The 23,528-nt window shown below is 35.3% G+C and carries 18 protein-coding genes; 6 read left to right on the top strand and 12 right to left on the bottom strand.

Annotated features, from left to right (window positions below; genetic code table 11):
- Positions 1-374: 374 nt before the first annotated feature.
- A complete protein-coding gene (locus CQA66_RS07640) occupies positions 375-1,793 on the bottom strand; it encodes a glutamyl-tRNA reductase (RefSeq protein WP_104762258.1) in 1,419 nt (472 codons plus the stop codon).
- On the bottom strand, positions 1,793-2,752 hold the full coding sequence (locus CQA66_RS07645; RefSeq protein WP_147289220.1) for a polyprenyl synthetase family protein: 960 nt from the start codon (positions 2,750-2,752) through the stop codon (positions 1,793-1,795). The genes CQA66_RS07640 and CQA66_RS07645 overlap by 1 nt, the downstream gene beginning before the upstream one ends.
- 197 nt (positions 2,753-2,949) lie before the next feature.
- Here CQA66_RS07645 and ppa point away from each other — a divergent pair, with 197 nt between their 5' ends.
- Positions 2,950-3,471 carry an inorganic diphosphatase gene (gene ppa / locus CQA66_RS07650; RefSeq protein WP_104762259.1) on the top strand — a complete coding sequence of 174 codons (522 nt, stop codon included), beginning with the start codon at positions 2,950-2,952 and terminating at the stop codon, positions 3,469-3,471.
- An 88-nt stretch (positions 3,472-3,559) separates the two neighbouring features.
- On the opposite strand, the gene CQA66_RS07655 is transcribed toward ppa, so the two are convergent.
- The 3 genes from CQA66_RS07655 to CQA66_RS07665 are packed head-to-tail and all read right to left on the bottom strand — an operon-like array spanning position 3,560 to position 5,266.
- Entirely contained in the window at positions 3,560-4,213 is a 654-nt protein-coding gene (locus tag CQA66_RS07655) for a hypothetical protein (RefSeq protein WP_104762260.1), read from the bottom strand.
- A gap of 4 nt (positions 4,214-4,217) precedes the next feature.
- A complete protein-coding gene (locus CQA66_RS07660; protein WP_115582584.1) occupies positions 4,218-4,592 on the bottom strand; it encodes a hypothetical protein in 375 nt (124 codons plus the stop codon).
- Positions 4,593-4,627: 35 nt separating this feature from the next.
- Positions 4,628-5,266, bottom strand: coding sequence for a porin family protein (locus tag CQA66_RS07665; protein WP_104762262.1), 639 nt, complete (start codon positions 5,264-5,266; stop codon positions 4,628-4,630).
- A 225-nt stretch (positions 5,267-5,491) separates the two neighbouring features.
- Here CQA66_RS07665 and CQA66_RS07670 point away from each other — a divergent pair, with 225 nt between their 5' ends.
- Positions 5,492-6,286 carry a sulfite exporter TauE/SafE family protein gene (locus CQA66_RS07670; protein ID WP_104762263.1) on the top strand — a complete coding sequence of 265 codons (795 nt, stop codon included), beginning with the start codon at positions 5,492-5,494 and terminating at the stop codon, positions 6,284-6,286.
- A gap of 13 nt (positions 6,287-6,299) precedes the next feature.
- On the opposite strand, the gene CQA66_RS07675 is transcribed toward CQA66_RS07670, so the two are convergent.
- The 6 genes from CQA66_RS07675 to CQA66_RS07700 all read right to left on the bottom strand — a co-directional run bounded on the left by CQA66_RS07675 (position 6,300) and on the right by CQA66_RS07700 (position 16,435).
- Positions 6,300-8,528, bottom strand: a complete 2,229-nt coding sequence (locus CQA66_RS07675; protein WP_104762264.1) for a heavy metal translocating P-type ATPase — start codon at positions 8,526-8,528, stop codon at positions 6,300-6,302.
- A gap of 231 nt (positions 8,529-8,759) precedes the next feature.
- Positions 8,760-9,881, bottom strand: coding sequence for an SAM-dependent methyltransferase (locus tag CQA66_RS07680; RefSeq protein WP_104762265.1), 1,122 nt, complete (start codon positions 9,879-9,881; stop codon positions 8,760-8,762).
- Between the two features lie 29 nt (positions 9,882-9,910).
- On the bottom strand, positions 9,911-11,977 hold the full coding sequence (locus CQA66_RS07685; protein WP_104762266.1) for a hypothetical protein: 2,067 nt from the start codon (positions 11,975-11,977) through the stop codon (positions 9,911-9,913).
- Positions 11,978-11,991: 14 nt separating this feature from the next.
- Positions 11,992-14,412: a hypothetical protein gene (locus CQA66_RS07690; protein WP_104762267.1), complete on the bottom strand. Its 2,421-nt coding sequence runs from the start codon at positions 14,410-14,412 to the stop codon at positions 11,992-11,994.
- A gap of 104 nt (positions 14,413-14,516) precedes the next feature.
- Positions 14,517-15,377 carry a bifunctional methylenetetrahydrofolate dehydrogenase/methenyltetrahydrofolate cyclohydrolase FolD gene (gene folD, locus CQA66_RS07695; RefSeq protein WP_104762268.1) on the bottom strand — a complete coding sequence of 287 codons (861 nt, stop codon included), beginning with the start codon at positions 15,375-15,377 and terminating at the stop codon, positions 14,517-14,519.
- Positions 15,374-16,435: a transaldolase gene (locus tag CQA66_RS07700; RefSeq protein ID WP_104762269.1), complete on the bottom strand. Its 1,062-nt coding sequence runs from the start codon at positions 16,433-16,435 to the stop codon at positions 15,374-15,376. The genes folD and CQA66_RS07700 overlap by 4 nt, the downstream gene beginning before the upstream one ends.
- A 75-nt stretch (positions 16,436-16,510) precedes the next feature.
- Here CQA66_RS07700 and CQA66_RS07705 point away from each other — a divergent pair, with 75 nt between their 5' ends.
- The 4 genes from CQA66_RS07705 to uvrA all read left to right on the top strand — a co-directional run bounded on the left by CQA66_RS07705 (position 16,511) and on the right by uvrA (position 22,305).
- Complete coding sequence (locus CQA66_RS07705; RefSeq protein ID WP_104762270.1) at positions 16,511-17,719, top strand: DegT/DnrJ/EryC1/StrS family aminotransferase; 1,209 nt, start codon at positions 16,511-16,513, stop codon at positions 17,717-17,719.
- A 44-nt stretch (positions 17,720-17,763) separates the two neighbouring features.
- The gene (locus tag CQA66_RS07710) at positions 17,764-18,699 is read left to right on the top strand and encodes a D-2-hydroxyacid dehydrogenase (protein ID WP_104762271.1); all 936 of its coding nucleotides are present in this window, start codon (positions 17,764-17,766) and stop codon (positions 18,697-18,699) included.
- 4 nt (positions 18,700-18,703) lie between these two features.
- Positions 18,704-19,396 carry a tRNA (guanosine(37)-N1)-methyltransferase TrmD gene (gene trmD / locus CQA66_RS07715; protein WP_104762272.1) on the top strand — a complete coding sequence of 231 codons (693 nt, stop codon included), beginning with the start codon at positions 18,704-18,706 and terminating at the stop codon, positions 19,394-19,396.
- A 107-nt stretch (positions 19,397-19,503) separates the two neighbouring features.
- On the top strand, positions 19,504-22,305 hold the full coding sequence (gene uvrA, locus CQA66_RS07720) for an excinuclease ABC subunit UvrA (RefSeq protein WP_104762273.1): 2,802 nt from the start codon (positions 19,504-19,506) through the stop codon (positions 22,303-22,305).
- Between the two features lie 487 nt (positions 22,306-22,792).
- Here the strand turns inward: uvrA and CQA66_RS07725 are convergent, their stop codons facing one another.
- Positions 22,793-23,419 (bottom strand): outer membrane beta-barrel protein, encoded by a 627-nt coding sequence (locus CQA66_RS07725; RefSeq protein ID WP_104762274.1) that lies wholly within the window; start codon positions 23,417-23,419, stop codon positions 22,793-22,795.
- Between the last annotated feature and the right edge of the window lie 109 nt (positions 23,420-23,528).

A 23,528-nucleotide genomic window follows, 5' to 3' on the forward strand; every position in this document is an offset into this window, starting at 1 on the left:
TACAATCTCACCAAAACAGAGATTAAGATTGTAGAATCTCAATAATATAAGAACACAAATTTTAAATAAAGAGGGTTTATGGAGAGAGTTTATATAAAGCATGATTACATAGTAAATTAGTATTAAGGCTTACAGAATTTTTATGATTGCAACGCTTTAAGGTGCGACAAATACAGTATAAATTCAGACATAAAGAATACGGCAATGGAGATTTCAAAATCATTTTGTTTTATAGAATCTTATCGAAGTTTAGGTTTAGTGATTTTGTAATTTTACAGAGGGAGAGCTTCTTCTAATTACTTACGTAACTATACGATTGTATGACATGGTTTCTTTTTATTAATTTCGACTTTCTTAATACTACTTTGATGATATTATTTTTCGCATTTATATTGATTCAGCAATATTTGTTCATTATCGCCGAAAACATTTCCGATAGATTCCAATACCGTATCATAGCATTCGTTTTCTGCCATAGCTTTGAGCTTTTTTGTTGGAGAGTGTAGAAATTCATTAAAGGCACTTTGTAGAAGCTTTAGGGCATTATTTCTTAGCGATTCGGGGATAAATCCCTTTTTAATTGCGCGGTTGATTTCCTTTAAACTTGCTTGCTGTGCTTTTAATCGCATAGCTTTGATAACAGGGTCAACCTCGAGAGTTGAGAGCCAATGTAAAAAATCAATTGTTACTTTTGCCACAATTTCATGCGCTTCTTTCGCGCTTTGTTTGCGTGAGTTAATGAATTCTTCTGCTTTATTTTTTAAGTCATCTACCCCTATGACTCCTATTTCTCCTAATGCTTGTTGCCTTATATCATGTGTATTGAATGTGATATTGCGCGGAATCGATAAATCTATAAACAATCTTTTAGAGTCTTTGTAGTGTAAAACGTCTGTGGTAAGCAAGTTGCCCCCATTAACCGCACTAAAAACAATGTCGTAATCGTTAATACAGGGCTTCAAGGAAGAAAAATCCAGAATCTTGATGTGCTTTTGCATTTCTAAATCTAGTAATACTTGCTGCGCTTTGTGCAGTGTGCGGTTGCACACCGTGATATTAATCGGGTATCGCATAAGATATTTCAGGCATAATACTCCCATTTCACCCATACCAATTATGAGAATTTGTGGTGCATAGTCTTTTGTATTTTTTGTGCATTGATAAATGGATTCGGAATCTGGCTCTGAAAAATTGCCTGATATATATTTTGAAAGCTTATGGGTAGAGGAAATATTTGTGTTATTAAGAAAATCAATTGCGTAGCCAACCGCCACGGAAGCTATTGAAATAGGGTTCTTTGAAATATCCGTCTTGTTTCTTACTTCTGCTGCACAACGGAAAGCAAAGTGCATAAGCCTTGTCAAATGCTTGGCGCAGAATCCATTTTCATAACTTATTTTGTAAGCTTTCTTGAGCTGTCCGCTAATTTGTGTCTCTCCTAATGCTAATGAGAATAGGGAGCTTGCTACGCAAAAGGTATGATAAATCGCCTCTTTACCGTGTCGAATCACGGCTTTCTCTTGTAAAATCTCTTTTGCTATGTGTTTTTGCAACGAGAGAATGTGTAAAATTTCTTCAAATATTGTTTTAGATTCTATTGTTGATTGCTCTAAGCTGTCTTGTAGAAAAAGATAGATTTCACAACGATTGCAAGTAGAGAGTACTATTATTTCTAATATATCACTCATATTTATTAATGGTAGAAATTCTTTAATTTCTCTATCGCTAAAATGTAGTTTTTCTCGTAGGGCAATATCAGTATTCTGATGTGAAAAACTTATTAACGCATACATTAAAAGTCCCTTTGTATCATAGAATCGATAAGTGATTCTAGTTTAGGGTTATTCAGAGTGATTGCGTGTTGCTTGGCAATCTTGGCATAGTCTTGTGCTTTTTGCTTAGTTTTGTCAAGTGATTTTTCTAGCAGTAAGCTGTGTAGTTTTGCCTTATCTGCGTGCGTTATGTCCTTTTTAAAAAGTGATTGTAACCATATTTGTTCGTCTCTTTGTAATTCATGGTATAGATAGATATAAGGTAGTGTCGTTTTCCCTCCGCTGAAATCTCTCATGGTAGGCTTACCAAGTGTCTGTGTGTCCTGTGTAATATCTAAAATATCATCAATAATCTGGAATGCCATACCGAGATAGAGACCATATTCATAATAGATTGCCGCTTTATTGCAAGTAGCGGAATCCAATTGGGCATTATGTGGGTTTTTGGAATCTAATCTAATGCAGTCTTTCAAGAGGAAAGCACATTGTGCGCTCGTTGCGATGAGATCCGCGCTTTTATGTTCTATCATCTGGAGATATTCATTTTCATTAGTATTGAATTTTTGTTCTAAAAAAACATCTTCTAATTCTCCAATGCTCAATTTAGAAACACTCAATGAGAGGTTTTGAGCGATGAGCGGATGGAATTTCGAGAGTTCATAAAAAGCGCGCGAATAAAGAATATCTCCTAACATAATCGCGTTCTTATTCCCAAATTCTGCATTCAGACTTGGCTTTCCACGTCGCAATTCGCTTTCATCGATTACATCATCATGCAGTAACGAGGCACTTTGGATAAGTTCTATGATAGCGCATAGAAGATAGGCTAACTCATGATTGATAATGTTTAAAATCAGTTTTGAACGTAGCATTTTACCCTCTTGGAGTTGTTTATAGAGCATGATCGCTAGCGGACTTTGTGTGTCTTGTATTATTGTTAGTGCGAGCTGTGAGATTTTTTGTTTTTCAGTAGTGTCCATAATATGAGCCTTACTTTTGCTATTTTGAAATCTTTATTTTAACATGTTTTAGTGTTGTTTCTTGTTGCATAATTGCACGGGCAATTATCATTTGGTTCGGATTCGACAAAATACGGTGGGTGGGGGGGGTAGGTTGTTAACTTTTAATTGCCAAGATACACAATACCGTTTTGGTAAATTTTTTTTAAGGAGAAATTATGAATATTTCAAAAATAGATTTAGGCAAGATACCAGATGCAGTTAATGCTGTGATAGAAATTCCGTATGCTTCTGATATTAAATATGAGATTGATAAAGAAAGCGGTGCGGTTGTAGTTGATAGAGTCCTATATTCTGCAGTGTATTATCCTGCTAATTATGGTTTTGTTCCTAACACATTGGCTGATGATAATGATCCTATAGATATTCTAGTGCTTAATGAATATCCGCTGCAGGCTGGTTCAGTGATTAAAGTTCGATTGATTGGTGTATTATTAATGGAAGATGAAGGAGGCAAAGATGAAAAGCTTTTATCGGTTGCTATTGATAAGATTGATCCGACATACGAAGATGTAAAATCTTATAAAGATTTACCTCAACTTACACTTGATAGAATCAAAAATTTCTTTGAAACTTACAAGGCACTTGAACCTAAAAAATGGGTGAAAGTTACTGATTTTAAAGATGCTAAAGAAGCGCAAAAACTCTTAGAAAAAGCTGCCGCAAATTATAAAGGATAATGTTTCCTAGAATACTCACCTTTTACTCAAAATAGCAAAAATATTCTAATAATGTGAACCGCAAATAACTAGTTATTGTAGTTATTTGTTAGTTTTCTCTGCTCAAAGAGCGGTATTTTTCAATCCATTTAATTTGTGAACAATAAGCTCGTGATTTTTTACGCATTTTGCTTGTCGGAGAGATTCTGCCAAGAATTGCAAATAGAATCCTAGACAAATACAACACAAACGGCGAATATGATTCCCAAGTATAGGATAGATTCCAGTCATGTGGTAGGAATTGTTTATCTCTTGAATCTCTAATTGCAGATGATTCTATACTTGCTTTTGTGGACATATAGTCTTGTAAAGTTACACAATTATGAATTTTCATAAGAAGACTAAATATACTTTGGTCATGACGATTTTCCTGAAATTCAGGATAATTTGCTGTTCTTGATGGGCTATCTGTAACAAGATGGAAATGATTGTAAAAGATTTGCAACCACTCATCGATAATTCGTAACGTTTTATTTGATTTTTTCATGAAAATTACTCCACCTTTTATTTGCGGAGATTCTGTAAATTTTGGATTATCTAATACGCCAAAATGTAGAAAAACATCTGCTTTAGTCCAATATTTTTCTTTTGTGCTTTCACTATGGAATCCAACAATATCATTGTTATGCAAACATTCTAGTTGCTGTAAAAGATATGGTACGTTTTTTGGTATAAACTCACAACCAATATCTGCATAAATCAAAATATCACCATAGGCAATTTTTCCTAGACTTTCTAAGATAATCTGTGGTTTCCAACACCAATAGCCAAAACCACGTGAAGTTGTATTGTGATTTATTTGGCAAGACTGAATGAATGGGGCATTCTCTTGGTTTGGGGTTTTGGACAGGGCTGTTGCCCCCCCCCCCGGGTAAGGGTTGTTTGTTGTCCTCTAGTGAAGATGGTGCATAGAATTTTTCTTGAAAGTGCGCTTTAAAATGTCTATCAAGACTGCATTCATTATAGAGCATAATATCTGTAAAAATGCCCATACGTAATGCTTGCTTATAGAATCGATAACTTGAGAGAGCAAGACTCATATTACTAAAAGAGCAAAGATAAATTTTGGGCAGATTCCGCATATTGTGCCTTTATCTGTTCTAAGTTCGAATCTTGTTTAGAAGAGATAAGAATACATAATGACGTATGTTATCCCAACGTCAATGGATAAATCATTTGTTTTTAGCTTGTGATAAGGTAGGCGTACGAGTCCTTCTAATCGGCTTTTACCACTATCGAAATTCATACTTACTCCAGCATGAAATTGCGATAACACTCCGTCTCTTCCATCTAAAGCTGTAATTTTAGAATATCCAACGCTACTTCCCGCAATAAGACCCAATCCAAAATATTCAGTTTGCAAAAAATCCCACAATATATCAAATCCAGCCGCCCCATAGAGCTTCTCCACATTGTAATCAAAGATTCCATACATTCTAAACCCAAAGGTTTTATGAATAAATTGACTATAACCAAGTAAAACGCTAACGTTTACTTTATAGTTTCCTAAGCTTTCATGATTGATTTTTGAAACATTCCCCCCAATGCCAATAGTAAAATTGCTTTTTGCTTTACGAAGTTTATTGTTAATATCATAATCGAAAGAATCCGAACCCGCAAGCTCTAAGTCCGATATAGATTTTGGGGTTTGAGGAATGGATTCGGTAGCATTCATTGGTTGTTCAGCAAACAACGGGTTATATATCAAGAGACTCAATAATAAGCTTTTTGTTATTAAGCAAATATTATTGCGCATAATGCACTCCTCGTTTAAAGATTTATAGATAGTTTGAACATGAAATTTCGCATCACTCATTGCTTATGATAATCATTGCTCAAGGGTTTATCAGTTTATTAGACGTTGAAGAAAGATATAATTTATACTTTCCGTGAAAAAGCAAAAAAGATTCCTTCCTTAATATATAATATATCCATCCATGAATTTCAGCTGAAATTCTTCTGATACTTATAAAGGATGAATATGACAATCCAAGATTCGTTATTAATTGTTGGTGCGGCTTTTACAGGCTCTTTAGCCCATTGTACAGGCATGTGTGGGGGGATTGTGTTGAGTTTAAATATGAAAGAGAGGATAGATTCTAAGTTAAAGCAAATACTCGCTAACCTTTTGTATTTCTTTGGTAGGCTTTGTGGGTATTGCTTTGTGGGTATTGCTTTTACTTTGCTTGGTATGAACTTTAGCAGGAATCATGTGCTTAACGGTATAATTTTTATTGTACTTGGTGTGTTGTTATTCATAAGCGCGACAATTTTCACATTTTTCCCCAAAGGGTTCAAAGTTTTTACTCAAGCAAGCAAACCAGATTCTAAGATACATTCTCGTTACAAATTTTCTTTGATACGTCTTTGTGTTCAGGCTATTGAATCTTTACAGGCATTATTGACTTTTTTCTATAAAAAGACCTTTGGTATTGCTTTCCGATCAGAAAAGTTTATCAGATTTTTTGTTATTGGAATCCTGAATGGATTATTGCCTTGCGGTTTGGTTTATATGTTTGCTTTGCAAGCAGCACAGACTATGTCTGTAATGAAAGCAATGTTTGTCATGTTGCTTTTTGGGTTAGGGACATTTTTACCATTGTTTTTGATGGGTATTTTGAGTTTAGGATTGCTTAGTTCAAGAATGCGAAGCTTTTTTCTACGATTATGCTTTGTTATTATGGTGTATTTTAGCGGGCAGAGTATCTATCATGGATATATGCAAATCACGGCAAATGCGAGTGATTCTTCGCATTTACATCATCACCATCATTAAGTTTGTTAATTCATTAACGAGCGCAACGAAGCGCATTCGCGAGTGCTAGGAGTGCGACACCCACATCACCAAATACTGCAAGCCACATATTTGCTATACCTGCAACACCAAGTATAACTAAAAGCAATTTTGTACTAAGTGCAAAGGAGATATTTTGCCAAGTGATATTGCGTGTTTTTTTCGCAATTTTTATGGCGGTAATAAGATTATGCAATGTGTGTTGCGTAAGAATGATGTCTGCAGTTTCTTTGCTAATGTCATTTTGTGAATCTTGTGTAGCTATGCTGATCCCCACATCTGCTAGAGAAAGTACAACAGCATCGTTGATTCCATCTCCTACAAATGCAGTTTTGCTAGTTTTGTTAGAATCTTTTTGGGATTCTTGATATTCTTTTTTGAGTAATGAAAACATTTCTGCTTTTTGCGCGGGCATAAGGTTCGCGTAAAATTTCGTTATTTGCAATTGATTGGCTATATCGCTTGTGCTTGCATAATTATCTCCACTAAGAATTGCTAGGTTGTTAATATTAAGATTCTGTAATGAGCGAATACATTCCTTTGCTTCATCTTTTAGCGAATCAGCAATACAAATTGCGCCTAGATATTGTAAGTGGTTTGACGTGCTTGCAGCGATATAAATAATTGTTGTATGCTGTTCTTTGGCAGAAGATTGCATGGAATGGACGTCCATAGGTATAGCGATATTGTGCTTTTCCATGAGCCTAGTATTTCCTATGAGAATCTTTTTTAGCAATCCTTCTTCTTGATAGGTAACGACGATTCCTTCTCCAGATACTTCTTGATATTCTTGCAAAGGGTAGGGTGGCAATTGCATATCTTTTGCATATTGTCTTAGAGAATGTGCAATTGGATGGTTAGAGAGGCTTTCTGCATAGCAGGCAATTCGCACCAACTCTTGTTCACTGATTTTATTTGGTATTACATTTGTAACGGCAAAAATTCCTTTTGTCAAAGTGCCTGTTTTATCAAAAATAATATTTTGTATCTCTGCAAGTGTTTCTAGGTGGTTAGAGCCTTTGAACAATATGCCACGTTTGCTTGCAATGCCAATAGCACCAAAGTATCCTAATGGCACAGAAATCACAAGAGCACAAGGGCAACTAATCATCAAAATCACCAAAGCCTTATAAATCCATTCGCTCCATAACTCTTGTGTTGACCCCAAAAGTAATGGTGGTAGTGTCGCTACGCAAAAGGCGATAGCAAACATAATGGGAGTATAAATTTGCGCAAATTTCGTGATAAGCTTTTGCGTTTTTGCCTTATTGTTTGTGGCGTTTTCTACCATATCTTGGATTTTTGCAATATGCGAATCTTGGAATCTCGCTGTTACTTTTACTTCTAGCGCGTTGCTAGTATTGATTGAACCTGCAATAATGTTATCCCCTTCTTTTATGGTTATGGGTTTAGATTCTCCATTGATTGCGCGCATATCAAGATAGCTTTTGCCCTTTATAACAAGTCCATTTATAGGTACTTTTTCCCCAGCTTTTACAATGATAATATCATTAACTTCTAATAGTTCGGGATGAATGTCTTCTAGGGAAAGTGGTGCTTCTAACGGTGTTTTGGGAATCTTACGATGAGCAATATGCGGAATAATTTGTATTAAAGCATTCAGAGATTTACGTGAAGTATTGAGTGCCAAAGATTCGATAAATTCACCCATACGAAAGAAGAGCATAACAGCAACGGCTTCAGTCATTTCACCTAGACAAATAGCAGCTATTGTGGCAAAAAGCATCAAGAAATTTTCATCGAAGATAACTTTGTTTTTGAGATTTTTATAAGTTGCTTTAAAAACAGGGAATCCAGCAAGCAGATATAAGGATATAAAGTAGATAGAAGCTAGATTTTGTGCATTCTCTGTATTTGCTATAAAGAATGTAAATAAATTGTTATATTGCATGATTACGCCGCATATAAACAGGCTAATTAATATGGCTACAAATATTCCCTCTTGCTTATTGAATGTAGATTCTACGTGAGCTTGCGATTCTTTCTTGGTAATTTGTACCTTTGGTTCAATGGCTTGTATATGCTCTTGCAATAGGGAAAGAAGATTGTTTTGCGCGGCGATATTTTCTTCTGTTTGAATATAAAGAGTGTTAGTTGAAAAATTCACTTTGACATTTTTTATAAAAGGCAAGTTGGATAATCCTCGTTCGAGTTTTTGTGCGCATGAGCTGCAATCAAGGTTGGATAATTGGAACTTTTGCATAACTACTTCCTATTCCTAGAAGAAATAGAATGTATTATACTTTAATTTTGGTTAATACTTAAGGGGGGTATAGGTTTAATGGTATGAGGTTTATAGATTTAGAGTAATAGAGAATTAATCTCTTGTAGGTGATTGTATAGAATCAATAAAAGAAGTTGCTCTTAAAAATTTGATGGGAACGCAATAGCAATAGTGATTGTAGCCATGTTATCGGAGTTTATTTCGATTTTGTTAGTTGATTCCACCAATGAAACAAGCTGACTTGAATCTTTCTCCCATTGCATTTGGAGCTATTAATCCGCGCAATTTTACTTGTTGTTTGAGTTTTGTTTGGGCATTGAATTGTTGGGCGAATAGCTCGAAAATTTCTAAGATTTTACATTCTTGTATTAAGACGTTAGCTTGCGTTGCGCAAAAGAGACATTCGGCATGATAATGCGCAAATAGTTGTTGTAGTAATCCGAAATTTACATCATAGGTTATGTCGCTTTTTTGGTAGAAGCTCGGGATATTTTCTTGTTGTAACTCTTCGTAGAAATTATAAACGTTGTGTTCATGATACAAACGTAAATTCATATCTCTTGAGATAAATTCACCATAATCAAAGGTGAGAAATATCCACTTTCTTGCTTGGAATTGCGTTAATGTTTGCACGAAATCCTTCAATGCTAGAGAGACTTCCACATCTCTTATTTGATACATGTCGCAAAACTCTCTTACTTCTGGCGCAATATCTTTCCATACAAAACTTGGATTCTGTAAGGATTGGTTTTGCGAATCTACAAAGAGCATTTGATTATGCAAGACAACATCGCAAGGCATGCTATCAAGAAGCTCATTACTAATAAAAAATGTGTCTGTAAGTCGTGCGTTTGTACTAGATTGATTGCATGGATATTGTGATTGTATAAAACTTTGTATGTTTTCAAGGGTAGTGAACGTATGTAGTTGTTTATGGAATCTTGATGTAATTCGAGTAGTGAAAGTTTGTTGTTGTAGATACTGCAAGCTTTGTAACGGTTCAAGAGTGTAAAATGCGCATTGCTGGAATACTTCTTTATTAAAAGCCGTAAGAAATTCTGCAATGTCGCTAATTAAATCTGCGTTATTGCTGCCAATTTCTACAATACACAAAGGAAGCTTTAGAATCTCTTTTTCAAGTAGCATGATAATATAATGCGCAATAGCACCGCCGAAGAATTTTGAGACAGAGACTGAAGTATAAAAATCTCCTTTTTTGCCTATACGTTGATGATTGTTGTTTGCATAATAACCGCGCGAATCGTTTTGTTGGTATAGCCATAAACGCATATATTCTCTAAAGGGCATGAGATTCTTGTTGGCATTTGCCATGATTGTATCCTTACTTGAATTTGCAGGGGTTATTCTTTGAGTTTTACATTTGTCATGGTTTTTTCAAGTAATTTTGTTCCAACTTTCATGGTTTGTCTTAAGTCGATAATTTCGCGGATTCTATAACGAATGATTTTTTCATTTTCTTTTGCTTCTTCGTGCAGTAGCGCGGGTATATGATTAAATTGTGTTTTAGAATAAGGGAGCAAGCAAAATAGCTCTTTGATTTCTTCGGGTAGAATCTCCAAGATTGTATCTACAATTAATGCGCGATTAAGTGGAGTGATAAGATGCACTTGCGCATTCTTTGCTAACATTTTATCTTGATGGAATTTATCTTTTAATTTTTCTACAACACATTCTAGCAACATTTTTTTTGTTGCACGTACCCATACATTGAACATTGTTAATTCTGTGTGAATCTTTTCTGCAAAATCACGCATAATTTCATAATGTTTCTTTGTAAAACTACGATACACACCGAGGTTAAATTCCTCCAAACTGAAATAACCATCCATGCTAATAAACAGAGGTTTTTTCTGCAACACTAAATGATGTCCGCGCTTTACCCATTCTTCAATAGCGTTTCCAAAGGCGAGCAAATTATCTTCGACGGTATTATTGATATAGGCATCAAAACGGTTAATTTTCGAAAGGAGTGTTTTATGTTTACGCGCTAAGAGGCTTTGATTATCTTCTAGCTCCCTTATAATTCCTTGTGTATTGATTTGGAAAGTTTCATAGATAATGTGTCTATTAGTAAGAATGTCTACAAAGGAAGTTTGTTTGGGTCTTATGCGAATTTTCACTAGCTCGATATTATCAAGAATGCTATCTACAATGCTCTCTAAGTATCGCTTAAAGCTGCGTAGAATATTGCCTAGAATTTCGCGATTGTATTCGTTATTGAGCCTTACGGCTTTCGCCATGAGGTTTAAATGTTCCTTATGATAGCTATTATCAAGAGACTTATAATGATCAAAAAGGATTTTGTAGTGCATATCGATAGTTTTGTTTTTTTCAAACACTTCTTTAAGTAATCCATAATCTTTTTTTGTTTTGGCAGTTTGTGCCATTTTGAGGATGGATTCTTCTATTGTTTGCATTTTGACACGTTGGTGCTGTGTTTTTGTTTCCAATGACTTGGAATCTTTTTGATTGTTTTCTGTTTTGGAAAGGTAAAATTGCTCAATAGTGTTCTTGTTAGATTCAAAAAGGATATTGATGTTTTCATAGGTTCTATTTTTCAGTGAGTTTAGTTGTTTCTCCAGCATGCCCAGACACTTGAGAATAATGAATTTCTCGTCTATTTTTTGTTCACTGAAAAAATATTCAAAGCTTATATCATGAATGGATGATAATTTAAATTTTTTATTGAGCATATTTTTATCGAGTGAAATTTGCTCGAGCAGTTCACGCGAATCGCTGTATTTCTGTGTTTTAGTCAAAATAGCTAAAGTAGGCTTTTTCTTCAGAATCTTCGCAATAATATCTTGTTGAATCATTTTGCTTTTTAATTCTAAAAGCCATATATAGATGTCTGCTTCTTTCAGCGAGAGGGCATTTTCTTGCTTGAATCCATCAATATCTTTGATAATTTCAAAGCTCTGTAAAAATGTAGATGGTACAAAAATCTCAAAGGAACTAATTTGATCTAAATGCGAAGAGCTCATATCAAGCGAATGTAGGGTGTTGCTAAGGATAGAGTCTTTATTGGCATTGCCCGCTAGCTCTTTTGGAGCAGAATCTTTATAATGAATTCGAACAAACGGGTTAGGCGAATAGCGTACGATGATTTTTTTTTGTATCAATCCATTATGCAGTGGAATAATGCTATCTTTCAGAATGGCGTTAATAAAGGAGATTTTGTCTATACTTTGATTGCCGATAAGGAGAATTTTAAGGGCCTTTTTGTATTGGTCCCGAATGTTTTTGTAGAAAGCCTTTAATTCCATAGTTGGATGGAATTTAGGGTTACTCATGATTTTTTCGACTTGGCGAATCTGACTTAGTATATCGCTTGTGGTTTCTTCGGCATAAATCTCATGATGTAATTCATTGTATTCTTTTAAAAAAAGCTTTAAAATACTCAACATTCTCTCCTGAAATACTAAAGATTTTTTAAAATCGCGCTATATTCTTCTTTGTCGCTTATGTGTGCATCTTGATAATAATCGATGAGAATACATTGTATAATACAAAGTGCCTGTTGCATAAATTGGCTAAAGAAAGCAATGTGTTTATTAAAAAGTTCTTCAATATTACGTTCAAGCAACAAAAAATAATACTCGAAGCCTGCTTTAATGGGCTTGATAATCGCTTCCTCGCTGATTGTGCCCTTTTTTGCATTGTCTGGTAGAATCAGATTAAGTCGATACGAGAGATGTTCAGCAATAATATGACTACTATCTGTCGAATATCCATCCTTAATAAAGGTATTAAAATGCGTAGAGAGAAGGTTGAGGATATTTTGATGTTCTTGTGTTAGCGCAAAATGAATAAGGGAATTTGGATTCTTACTATCTAAATATTTTGCGATATTATGCAGTTCTTTATGAGTGAGAAAGTGGTTTTGCAGAATCTCTGATAAACTTTGCAAGCCTATAACAATGCTATCAATCGTGGAATTTTTCAATCTTTTTATGCTAAAGCCCGTTCTCTTTCGCATTTCATAATTGATTGATTGAATAAATTGCGAATACAAATTATCGCGTAAATTGCTGAAAGAAACATAAAATGATGAATATTTGGCTGGTAGTTTCTCTGTCATAAGTTGGACATTTTGTTTGATTTCGTCAAGAATAGATTCTATTTTTTTGCGCGTTTGTTCGTTAAGTTGTGCTTGTTTGTTTTTTTGCAGGAGTTGTTGGATAGCACTGTTTGAGCTTATCTCTGCGGAATTGCTTGCTGGATTTTCTTCTTGTTCTTGTAGAGTGTTATTTTCTTTGCCCGCAGTTTGTTGTGTGTTCTGACAAGATTCAAGCAATTTTGTATTTTGCTGATAGTCATTTTTGCAGAGATTGAGAATATTTTTGAGAATCTCAATGGAAATATGTTGCACGGGAGATTCAAAAATATGCGCAAAAAGCTGTCTTTCTAATTCTAGAATCCCGCTCGAGGACATATCAAACCCGCTTTCTGATGAGAGAAGGTTTTTGAGACGTAAGTTATAGGCGATTCCGGGAGTAAGATAATGGAAATGCAGCTTTTTAAGTAGTTCCTGCTTTGCATACATACCTTCTAATTTTTGCTCGATAAGAGTAAAAAGTTTATTGTAAAGTGTTTGTCTTTTTTTAAGCGTTAGATTGATTTTATCAATTTGGCTATAAATGACATAAACGCAAGTAATATTATCTTGTGTGAGCAGTCTAAAGATGACTCTGGCATTATACTCATAATGTTTATTAGCGTTAGTGCTAAATAATTCTTCTGTATTGATGAGATAGCAAATATTTTGACTTGCTATTAAGCATTCATAAATTTGTAAATGTCTTAATGCTTGTGGAATCAGTGAGGGAGTATTAATAAGTCGTACATATTTCAATATATCGCTGTCATGGTAAATAGTTATGTTTTTTACTTGTTGAATCTTTTGTGTTTGATAAATTTCTTCGTAGATTCTCTCGTGCTTTATTTTTTGTGTGGTTTCGTCTGTCGGAATTGTAGAGGCAGTGTTGAGTGCCTGCATTTCTTGAGTGTTGAAGTATTCTATCTTGGCATAGCCTTTGCCATATTGATAACAGATTGGTGATAATGCCTCAAGAGGTTGTAGATGTGTTGCGTTTGCATTATTACAGAGCAAAGTAGCAATTAGGGTAGATTTCCCTGTTTTTTTACCTCCAATGATGAGGATTTGTTTCGTAAAATTTTCATCGCATAAGAAAGTAAGTGTGCGCGCCCACGGTACTTTGTGAAGTATTTTCTTGGCTTTTGCGATTGCTGTAAGCTGCTCTTTAAAAAGAGTATGGTTAGGGTTAGATTGCGCAAATGATTGAATAGTACCTGTCGCGGCGGTACTTCCTTTATTTTCAGTTGCTTTACGTATCGAATCACCGCTAAGAGCTGCTTGGATACATTTCTCATCATGAAAACTAATGATTCCATTTTCACGTAATATTTTCATGTTTTTAAGAATCTGTTTAGTGGTTTTTGTATCAATAGAATGCAATACGCTAGCTTGTAAACATTGCAAATAGATTCCATAATGTTTGTTGGCTAGTTGTTCGATAGTATCACAAAAGGCTTGACAGATATGTTTAAAGCTTTCTAGTTTTAGGAATATCTCTAAGTTATTATGATTGACTGCGAGGATAATCGCATAAACCTCATGAATGTTATCAATGTAATCTTGATGTTTAGCTAGTAGCTCTTCTGGTTGTTTCCTTAGAATAAACTCTGGAGGGCTGCTTGAGTAGAGAAGATTAAAGAAAGTTTGTAATTTAGAGCTAGGTGATATTTTTTGAAGAGGAAGAAATTTATGCAAAATATCTATTGTTTTTTGTGTTGAATCTTGTGTGGAAGATTTTTTCACAATTACTCCTCATTGAATCTCTGCAAAATTATACAATAAATTACTTTGAATAAGTGGGTTTTGTGGGCTTGTGAAAATATTTTGTTAAGGATTGGTGTTTGAAATTATTTGTTTTTATGATTCTGTAATCTACATTGAGCACTTTTTAAGGTATTTTGCAACAACGAAACAATGGTCATAGGACCTACGCCACCTGGCACAGGAGTGATCATCGAAGACAAAGGAGCGACGTTTGCAAAATCTACATCACCTACTATTTTCCCATTTTCCAATCGATTGATACCAATATCTATAATAACCGCCCCTTGTTTTATCATATCGCTTGTAATTAGATTCGGCTTACCCACAGCTACGCAAATGATGTCTGCTTTTTTCGTATATAAAGATAAGTCTTTTGTATGAATATGACAAATGCTTATAGTCGCACCAGCATTCAGCATGAGCGCGCTTAATGGTTTACCTACAATATTGCTAGCACCAACAATCACAACATTTTTCCCTTGAATTTCAATAGCGTAATGCTTCAATAGAGACATTATGCCCAATGGAGTAGCAGGCACAAAGCCAGAAATCCCGCTATGGAGTTTGCCGCTGTTTTGTGTATGGAATCCATCAACATCTTTACTCGGCAGTACAGATTCTAAAATAACATTTGTGTCAATATGATTGGGCAGTGGCAGTTGGATTAGTATCCCATCAATATTGCTATTTTGATTGAGATTTTCAATCATTGTCATCAGATCTGTTTGTGTAATATTTGCAGGCATTTCGTGTAAGATAGAAGTGATACCCACCTTTTTGCAAGCCTGTGCTTTCATAGTTACATAAGTTTGACTCGCGGCATCATTGCCTACTAAAATTACTGCAAGACTTGGAATAATCCCTTGTTTCGAGAGGAATCCCACTTCTTGCGCTATCTCTTCTTGGAGTTTATCGGCTAGCTTTTTACCGTCCATGATAATCATAAGATTCCTTTTGGAGTATTTGTAAAAGAATTTAGAGCGTCTTGAAAACTTGCCTGAAAGCTTTCTAACCCTTGTTGTAAGAGTTTTTGTGCGAGTTCATTGGCATTTATCCCTACAGAATCAAGTTTATGTCGCAATTCTTGCAATAGAGTATCGTTATATTCGTTGTTGGTTATTTGTATTTGTTGCAGTTTTTTGTAATCAATCTCTTGAATGGTCGTTAAGGGTAATGTATTGACACAGTGATCAAAAGCTAAAGGATAGACATAATAGCCCGCGTCGCGGTATATTTCATTTCTCTCTTTTACTCCCGTGCTAGCGAAGAGGATTCTGAAATACGGATTATTATTGCGCTCTATAAAATCTTGATAAATGTCAGTTGCGTTGCAGATTCCATATTTTCCGCGTAGAGCTTTCTCTAAATGCTCATCTATTTCTCTATCGTAACGAGAAACAAACACGCTAATGACGCCTTGCGGATTCTGTGTAACTTGCGAAGAATTGTTCGTGCTGTTTGTAAGATTCTTATAGGCTTGTTGAAACGCTTGTAGGACATTTTGTACTTGCTCTTTACTAAAAACTAATGTGGCGTTTACATGTATGCCAGCACTCATAAGCTTTTCCATAATAACAAAACCACTTGACGTTGCAGGGACTTTTATCATGACGTTAGGACATTGTAATTTCTGCCATAAACGTTTCCCTTCATCTATGCTAGATTCTATATCATCGCAGAGATAAGGATCAATTTCAATGCTTATTAGTCCATTTTTGGAATCTTGTTCATAGAGTGGCTGAAGGATTTTCGCGGCTGTCTGCACGTCTTCTAGCGCGAGGTGTTCATAGATTGCTTTTGCGTATTGTTTTTTTGAGAGAGATTGCAGAGAGTTGGTTTCTTGTATTTTTTGTATGGCTTGTTGATAGTTGCCGCTTTTGAAAGCATTTGCAAAGATACTCGGATTAGTGGTTGCTCCATTGATTAAACCTGTATGTACCAAGTCTTGAAAACCTGATTGTAGAAAACCACGTTCGATAAAATCACACCATATATTTATCATAATTATCCTTTACCTTTTTATCGGTTATAATTCGAAAATATTATAGCAAAAGATTTCTTTCGTAAAAGGACATTTATGCCGCCTTCTTTTATTCCTTATAGCACACAAAACATCACCGAATCCGATAAAGATTCAGTAATAAAAGCATTATTTTCTTCGCATCTTACACAAGGCGCATTGATAGAGCAATTTGAAAAAGACATTGCAAATTATCTCAATGCAAAATACGCTATCGCCTATAATTCTGCGACTTCAGCACTTTATGCGGCTTTCGCGACACTAAAAGAATATGTTACACAAGATAAATTTGCCAATGATTCTTTGCTAGCAGATTCTATGCGACTAAAAAAAGCCAAAGACTCCAATACTTATAGCATTCTTACCACGTCTATTAGCTTTGTAGCAACCGCCAATATGATGTTGGCAAATGATATTGTGCCAATTTTTGCAGATATTACTATGGATGGAAATATCAATCCTAAACATTTAGAATCTTATTTGCGTGAGGATACTATTGCGATTTGTTCTGTTGATTATGCAGGCAAAAGTGTCGAGAGACAAAAGTTACGTGAATTTGCAAGGGCACATAAAATATTATGGATTTCAGATTCTAGTCATGCGTTTGGTGCGAAGTTTCAGCAACGTTTTATAGGGAGCGACAATAACGAAGAAGCCGATATGTGTATTTTTAGTTTTCATGCTGTGAAACCTTTTACAACTTGTGAAGGTGGCGCGCTTGTTACGAATAATGAAACTTTTGCGGATAGCGCAAGATTGATTTGCTCGCACGGTATTATCAAAAAGAATCATTACAACCACGATTGTATAAAGTTGGGTTTTAATTTTAGAATGAATGAATTAAGTGCTGCTTTGGGAATTTCGCAATTGTTACGTTTGGAATCTTTTATTGAAAAAAGAGAGGAGATAGCAAGATTTTATGATGATTATTTTAAGGGTAATCCTTACTTTTATACACCACGAATAGAGAGTCATCAAATCACTACAAGGCATCTTTATCCAGTATTATTAGATCCGAAATATCTTTGCGATAAAGAATCTCTTATTCACGAATTATTACAGCAAAACATTGGCGTACAAGTGCACTATAAGCCAATTTATCATTTTTCTCTTTATCAGACATTGCCTATAACTTATCCATTGTTGCGAAATGCAGAAGATTTTTTCCGCGCGGAACTCTCTTTGCCTTGCCATCAAAATATGGATATAACGCTTGCCAAGCAGGTAGCAGATATTGTCTTGCAAACTTTTGCCAAGATTCGCTAATATATATCTAATATATTTGTTACTTTGAAATGAAAGGAAATATTATGAATATTGTTATGTTAGATGCGCTGACTTTAGGAGAGTTTGATTCAAAGATTTTTGCAGAATTTGGTCATTTTAGCATGTATCTTACAACAAAGCCAGACGAGATTATTCCTCGTTGCAAGGATGCTCAAATTATCATTGTTAATAAGGTGGTTATAGATTCGCATACAATACAATCCCTTGATAATTTACAGCTCATTTGTGTAGCGGCGACAGGGACAAACAACATTGACTTACAGGCAGCAGAGAAAAAGGGCGTCCTTGTTAAAAATGTAGTCGGTTATTCTACGAATGCAGTTGCGCAACATACGCTAATGATAGCTTTGAGTTTTTTAGGCAAACTTTCGTATTATGCTCAATATGTTGCGCAAGGAGAATGGGTAAAAAGTGATATTTTTTGTCATTTATCACAACCAATAATAGATTTACAAAGCAAAGAATGGGGTATCGTTGGTTTTGGCAGCATTGGTAGGCAGGTGTGCCATCTAGCGCAAGCGTTTGGTGCGCGTGTCAGTTATCATTCTACCAGTGGCAATAACACACAAGCAGGGATTCCGCATAAAAGTCTTGATAGCTTGCTTCAGACGAGTGATATTATTTCTATTCATGCCCCGCTTAATCCGCAAACTCATAATCTTATTGCAGAACCACAGATTAGGCAATTAAAGAAAGGTGCGATTCTGCTTAATCTCGGGCGCGGCGGCATTGTCAATGAGCAAGATGTTGCTAAGATGTTGCAAGAGCAAGATTTTTATTTTGGAAGCGACGTTTTAGAAAAAGAACCAATGATTGCTAATCACCCCTTTCTTAATCCAGCTCTTGCTAATCGGCTAATTATTACTCCTCATATTGCATGGGCATACACAGATACCAAAGAACGATTGTTAGGAATGGTCGCAGAGAATGTTAAGAAATTCTTACAATCCATAGCATAACACAATGAAATTAAGTTTCTTAAGTTTATTTCCAGAGATTATTCAAGCCTATTTTCGCGTGGGCATTATTGGGCGAGCTGTGCAATCTAATATTTTGACAATAGAGTGCATAAATATTCGAGATTTTGCTACTAATCGTTATAAAAAGGTTGACAATCAGCTTATCGGAGGCGGCGCAGGTATGTTGCTTGAGCCTTATGTCTTGGATTTAACATTGCGCAGACTGAAAGATTCGAGGATTATTTTCCTAAGTCCTTGTGGTGCTACTTTCACACATAAAGATTCCAAGAGATTAAGTACCTATTCGCATATTTCTTTTGTGTGTGGTCGTTATGAGGGATTTGATGAACGTATTATTGAAATGTATGCTACGGAAATTTTTAGCATTGGGGATTTTGTGCTTACTGGGGGCGAGTTGTCGGCTTTATGTATTGCGGATTCTATGCTGCGATATAAAGAAGGAGTACTAGGCAATGCAGAGTCTTTGGAAGGAGAAAGCTTTGAATCAAATCTCTTAGAATCTCCAAATTTTACGAAATCCAAAGCATTTGATGCGCTATATAATATACCGCCTGTCTCGGAATTTTCGAGTGGGAATCATGCCGCTATTAAGAAATTGAAACAGAGCATGGCAAATATGAAAACACAATATTTTAGACCAGATTTATTACGTTCTTCTTTGTACAAGGATGCTTAAAATTAGGATTACTTCTTTTGCTAAGCAGGCTATTCTCTCTGTCTGTAAAATATCCATTATGTAAGTTTCGATAGAATCCTTATAAATTTATAGGGAAAGGTTAAGCAATGAAAGAGCATATTACAATCATAGGCGCAAGAGAAAATAATCTTAAAAATATTAGCTTAGAGATTCCCAAAAATAAACTTATTGTTTTTACAGGGCTTAGTGGTAGCGGGAAAAGTACATTAGCCTTTGATACTCTATATGCGGAAGGACAAAGACGTTATATCGAATCTCTTTCAAGTTATGTGCGGCAGTTTTTAGATAAAGTTGGCAAACCTAGTGTAGAAAAAATTGAAGGGTTAACACCAGCCATTGCGATAGACCAAAAAACCACTTCTAAAAATCCACGTTCGACTGTGGGAACAATTACAGAGATTTATGACTATTTACGACTTCTTTATGCGCGGGTTGGCATACAGCATTGTCATCTCTGTGGAGAAAAAATTAGCTCTATGTCTGCCGCGGATATTATCAATGAAGTTCTTAAATTACCGCAAGATTCTAAGTTGATTATCTATGCGCCTTTGGTTAAAGAGAAAAAAGGCAGCTTTCACGATAAGCTTGAATCTTTGCGCGCGAAAGGATTTGTTCGGGCGAAAATCAATGGTGTCATGGTGCGACTAGACGAGGAAATCACGCTTGCAAAAACAAAAAAACATAGTATCAGTCTTGTGATTGATAGAGTAGTGCTTAATTCAGCTAATGCGACAAGGATTGGGCATGCTATTGAATCTGGTTTAAGGGAATCTTATGGAGAAGTTGAGATAGAGATTCTTAAGGAAAATAATGTTCATGAGACGATACATTATAGTGAACATTTAGCGTGCTTTCAATGTAAGGTAAGCTTTGAGGAGCTTGAGCCTCTTGGATTTTCTTTTAATTCTCCTAAGGGCGCGTGCAAAGAATGTGGAGGGCTTGGCATAAAATACAGCCTTGATACAAATTGCATTATTGATAGAGGTGAACCGCTTAATAAGGGGGGTATTAAAATTATCTTTGGATTCAATAAGAGTTATTACTATGCGTTGTTTGAAGGATTTTGTGCTGCATATAATATTGCGCCAAACCTTAGTTTTGAGGAGCTTTCTGTCGACGTGCAAAATGCTTTGCTTTATGGCAGTGCCAAATCAATAGAGGTTTTATGGAGAGATTCTAAGCTTACGCAAGTATGGAGAGGTGTATTGCAAATCGCCCTTGATGTTCTTAAAGAGGATGCGGCGGATTATATGATAGAGAAAACTTGTCAGGCTTGCAAAGGCAATCGACTTAATCCGCAGTCATTGAGTGTTAAGGTTGCTGACAAGAGTATAGCCGAAGTGATTACCATGTCAATACAGAATTGCTATGAATTTTTTAATGATACAAAGAATTTTGCCTATTTTAGTACGCAGCAAAAACAGATTTCAGATTCTATTCTAAAGGAGATTCGAGAAAGGCTTTTTTTCCTCCATGATGTTGGACTCGGGTATCTTACGTTGCATAGGGATGCAAGAAGCATTAGCGGAGGAGAGAGTCAAAGGATACGAATAGCAAGTCAGATTGGGAGCGGGCTTACAGGCGTTATGTATGTGCTTGATGAACCAAGTATTGGATTGCATGAGCGGGATACCATTAAGCTTATTAAGACATTGAAATCATTACAAGAAAAAGGCAATACCGTGCTTGTTGTAGAGCATGATAGAGAGACTATTATGTGCGCAGATTATATTGTAGATATTGGTCCTGGTGCTGGAATCTATGGTGGGGAAGTCGTGTTTAGTGGCACTGTAGAAGATTTACTCAAGACACAAACGCTTTCTGCGCAATACCTCAATGGCAGTAAAAAAATCCATTACCCTTTCCATAGAAAGCAAAAAACATGGCTAGAGATTAGCAAAGTTTCTTTACATAATCTTAAAAATGTGAGTGTCAAGATTCCATTGTCGAATTTTGTTTGTGTTACAGGCGTGAGTGGAAGTGGCAAAAGTTCGCTTATTCTACAAACGCTTTTACCCGTTGCTCAAGAATTACTCAATCACAGAAAAAGAATGCAGGCAAGCAATGGAGTGATTATTAAAGGGCTAGAGAATCTTGATAAAGTTATTTATCTTGATCAAAGCCCGATTGGTAGGACACCTAGAAGCAATCCCAGTACATATACTGGGCTTATGGACGATATACGCACGCTCTTTGCACAGACTAAAGAATCTAAAATACGAGGTTATAGCGTGGGACGTTTTAGCTTTAATGTGAAAGGCGGAAGATGTGAAAAGTGTCAAGGAGATGGTGAGATAAAAATTGAAATGCACTTTTTACCAGATGTTATGGTGCAATGTGACTCTTGCAAAGGGGCTAGATATAATCCTCAAACATTAGAAATTACCTATAAGTCTAAAACTATCGCTGATGTATTAAATATGAGTGTAGATGAGGCAATAGAGTTTTTTAGTAAGATTCCTAGAATCTATAATCGTTTGCAAACTTTGCAAGCGGTAGGATTGGGGTATATTAAACTTGGACAAAGTTCGCTGACTCTTAGTGGCGGTGAGGCACAGCGAATCAAGCTAAGTAAGGAACTAAGTCGCAAGGATACGGGAAAAACTCTCTATATTCTTGATGAACCTACCACAGGATTGCATTTTGCCGATGTCGATAAACTTACAGGAGTTATTCATCATTTAGTGGAGTTGGGTAATTCTGCAGTTATTATTGAACACAATCTCGATGTGATAAAAAATGCGGATTATATTATCGATATGGGTCCTGATGGTGGAAGTGGAGGAGGAGAAGTGGTTGATTGCGGAAGTGTTGCAGAGATTATTGCGAATCGTAAAAAAAGTGGCAGTTATACAGCAGAATTTCTTGCAAGAGAAATGGATTTGTAATGATATTTTTAGTCTAATTGTACACAAATTGTAACAAGGACTTTTTATAAAATTCTCTAAATTAATAGATTGCTTTATATTCATTGAGAGTTTATGTATTGAAGTGTTAAATGCCAAAGTATAGAATCAGGGTGTTTTAGCAAGAAAGAGAGAGAATTTCTATCATTCAAAACGGTGTTTTGGTATTAATAAAGTTTTAAGTAGCTTATTTCCTAAAAGGAAAATAGCTAATATTTGTGTAAATTAGGCAAGGTTAAAGTAAGATCACAATGAATATGAATTCTATAATTTATAACTTTTAATAAAGTGTTATTGATATTCATCAGTAAAATAATGATCTAAACGTAAGAAGTAAAAATACTGCAATGAATATTTATCGAATTTTATAACTCAATGTCTTAATAACATGGACTATTCAAATTTCCAAAACTCCATTATGCAGTATGAATTGTATTCACATGAAATTTATCGATAACAATGAAAGACCTTAAAAGATATATGAATATCCTACATATATAGTATGCGGATTGTAGCGCGTTGCGATTTCTTGATTGCCTAGTTTTAATGTGTGTCCAGCTGCTAAAGTTTGAATCTTGCCTCCTATTTCTATCTTATGACTGCCAAAGGTTGTAGCAAGCCCTACATTAATGGGAATATTAAAGCCATTATATGTAGTACCTTCAATCTTTTCTCCAGTTGCGACTACAATACCATATCCAAGTCCAAATCCAAGAAATGCTCCCAAAGTAAAATTATCAGAGTTAATGAAATTTACAAGTCCATCAAAATTTAATGTGATATTATGAACCCCGGTTCTTCGTCCTTGTTTGGTAAATTTTGCATTTACATCAAAATCATAACCCAAATATCCTCTTACGCCAAACAATGGTACAAAGAAATACTGATACCCTGCCTGAATCCCAGCATTAAACGTAAGGGCTCTTTCACTTGCATCTTTCTCTTTTTTGTTGTTCAAATATACTGAATTATTAAGAATAGCTAACCCAAGATGTACTCCCGCAAATGCCCCACTTTTCTCTTCAGCAAAAGCCACATTGCTAAAGGCAACGCTTAAAAAACTGCCAGCAACCAATACATTAATAACCTTTTTCATAATATTATCCTTTCGATTTTTGTAATTCAATTGTTATTAAATAAACAATTGAAACATAGAGTATCACGTCATATAGAAGTAAAAACAAAAAAAAAAAAAACGCTTTTTA

Origin of the sequence: Helicobacter aurati, assembly GCF_003364265.1 — a bacterium.
Lineage (GTDB): Bacteria > Campylobacterota > Campylobacteria > Campylobacterales > Helicobacteraceae > Helicobacter_A > Helicobacter_A aurati.

Bases quoted from the DNA above. Each gene is read 5' to 3' on its own strand.
- CQA66_RS07725 (WP_104762274.1), bottom strand. From the start codon at position 23,419: ATGAAAAAGGTTATTAATGTATTGGTTGCTGGCAGTTTTTTAAGCGTT.
- uvrA (WP_104762273.1), top strand. From the start codon at position 19,504: ATGAAAGAGCATATTACAATCATAGGCGCAAGAGAAAATAATCTTAAA.
- CQA66_RS07645 (WP_147289220.1), bottom strand. From the start codon at position 2,752: ATGGACACTACTGAAAAACAAAAAATCTCACAGCTCGCACTAACAATA.
- CQA66_RS07670 (WP_104762263.1), top strand. From the start codon at position 5,492: ATGACAATCCAAGATTCGTTATTAATTGTTGGTGCGGCTTTTACAGGC.
- CQA66_RS07660 (WP_115582584.1), bottom strand. From the start codon at position 4,592: ATGCGGAATCTGCCCAAAATTTATCTTTGCTCTTTTAGTAATATGAGT.
- CQA66_RS07665 (WP_104762262.1), bottom strand. From the start codon at position 5,266: ATGCGCAATAATATTTGCTTAATAACAAAAAGCTTATTATTGAGTCTC.
- CQA66_RS07680 (WP_104762265.1), bottom strand. From the start codon at position 9,881: ATGGCAAATGCCAACAAGAATCTCATGCCCTTTAGAGAATATATGCGT.
- trmD (WP_104762272.1), top strand. From the start codon at position 18,704: ATGAAATTAAGTTTCTTAAGTTTATTTCCAGAGATTATTCAAGCCTAT.
- folD (WP_104762268.1), bottom strand. From the start codon at position 15,377: ATGATTATCATGGACGGTAAAAAGCTAGCCGATAAACTCCAAGAAGAG.
- CQA66_RS07705 (WP_104762270.1), top strand. From the start codon at position 16,511: ATGCCGCCTTCTTTTATTCCTTATAGCACACAAAACATCACCGAATCC.
- CQA66_RS07640 (WP_104762258.1), bottom strand. From the start codon at position 1,793: ATGTATGCGTTAATAAGTTTTTCACATCAGAATACTGATATTGCCCTA.
- ppa (WP_104762259.1), top strand. From the start codon at position 2,950: ATGAATATTTCAAAAATAGATTTAGGCAAGATACCAGATGCAGTTAAT.
- CQA66_RS07710 (WP_104762271.1), top strand. From the start codon at position 17,764: ATGAATATTGTTATGTTAGATGCGCTGACTTTAGGAGAGTTTGATTCA.
- CQA66_RS07675 (WP_104762264.1), bottom strand. From the start codon at position 8,528: ATGCAAAAGTTCCAATTATCCAACCTTGATTGCAGCTCATGCGCACAA.
- CQA66_RS07700 (WP_104762269.1), bottom strand. From the start codon at position 16,435: ATGATAAATATATGGTGTGATTTTATCGAACGTGGTTTTCTACAATCA.
- CQA66_RS07685 (WP_104762266.1), bottom strand. From the start codon at position 11,977: ATGTTGAGTATTTTAAAGCTTTTTTTAAAAGAATACAATGAATTACAT.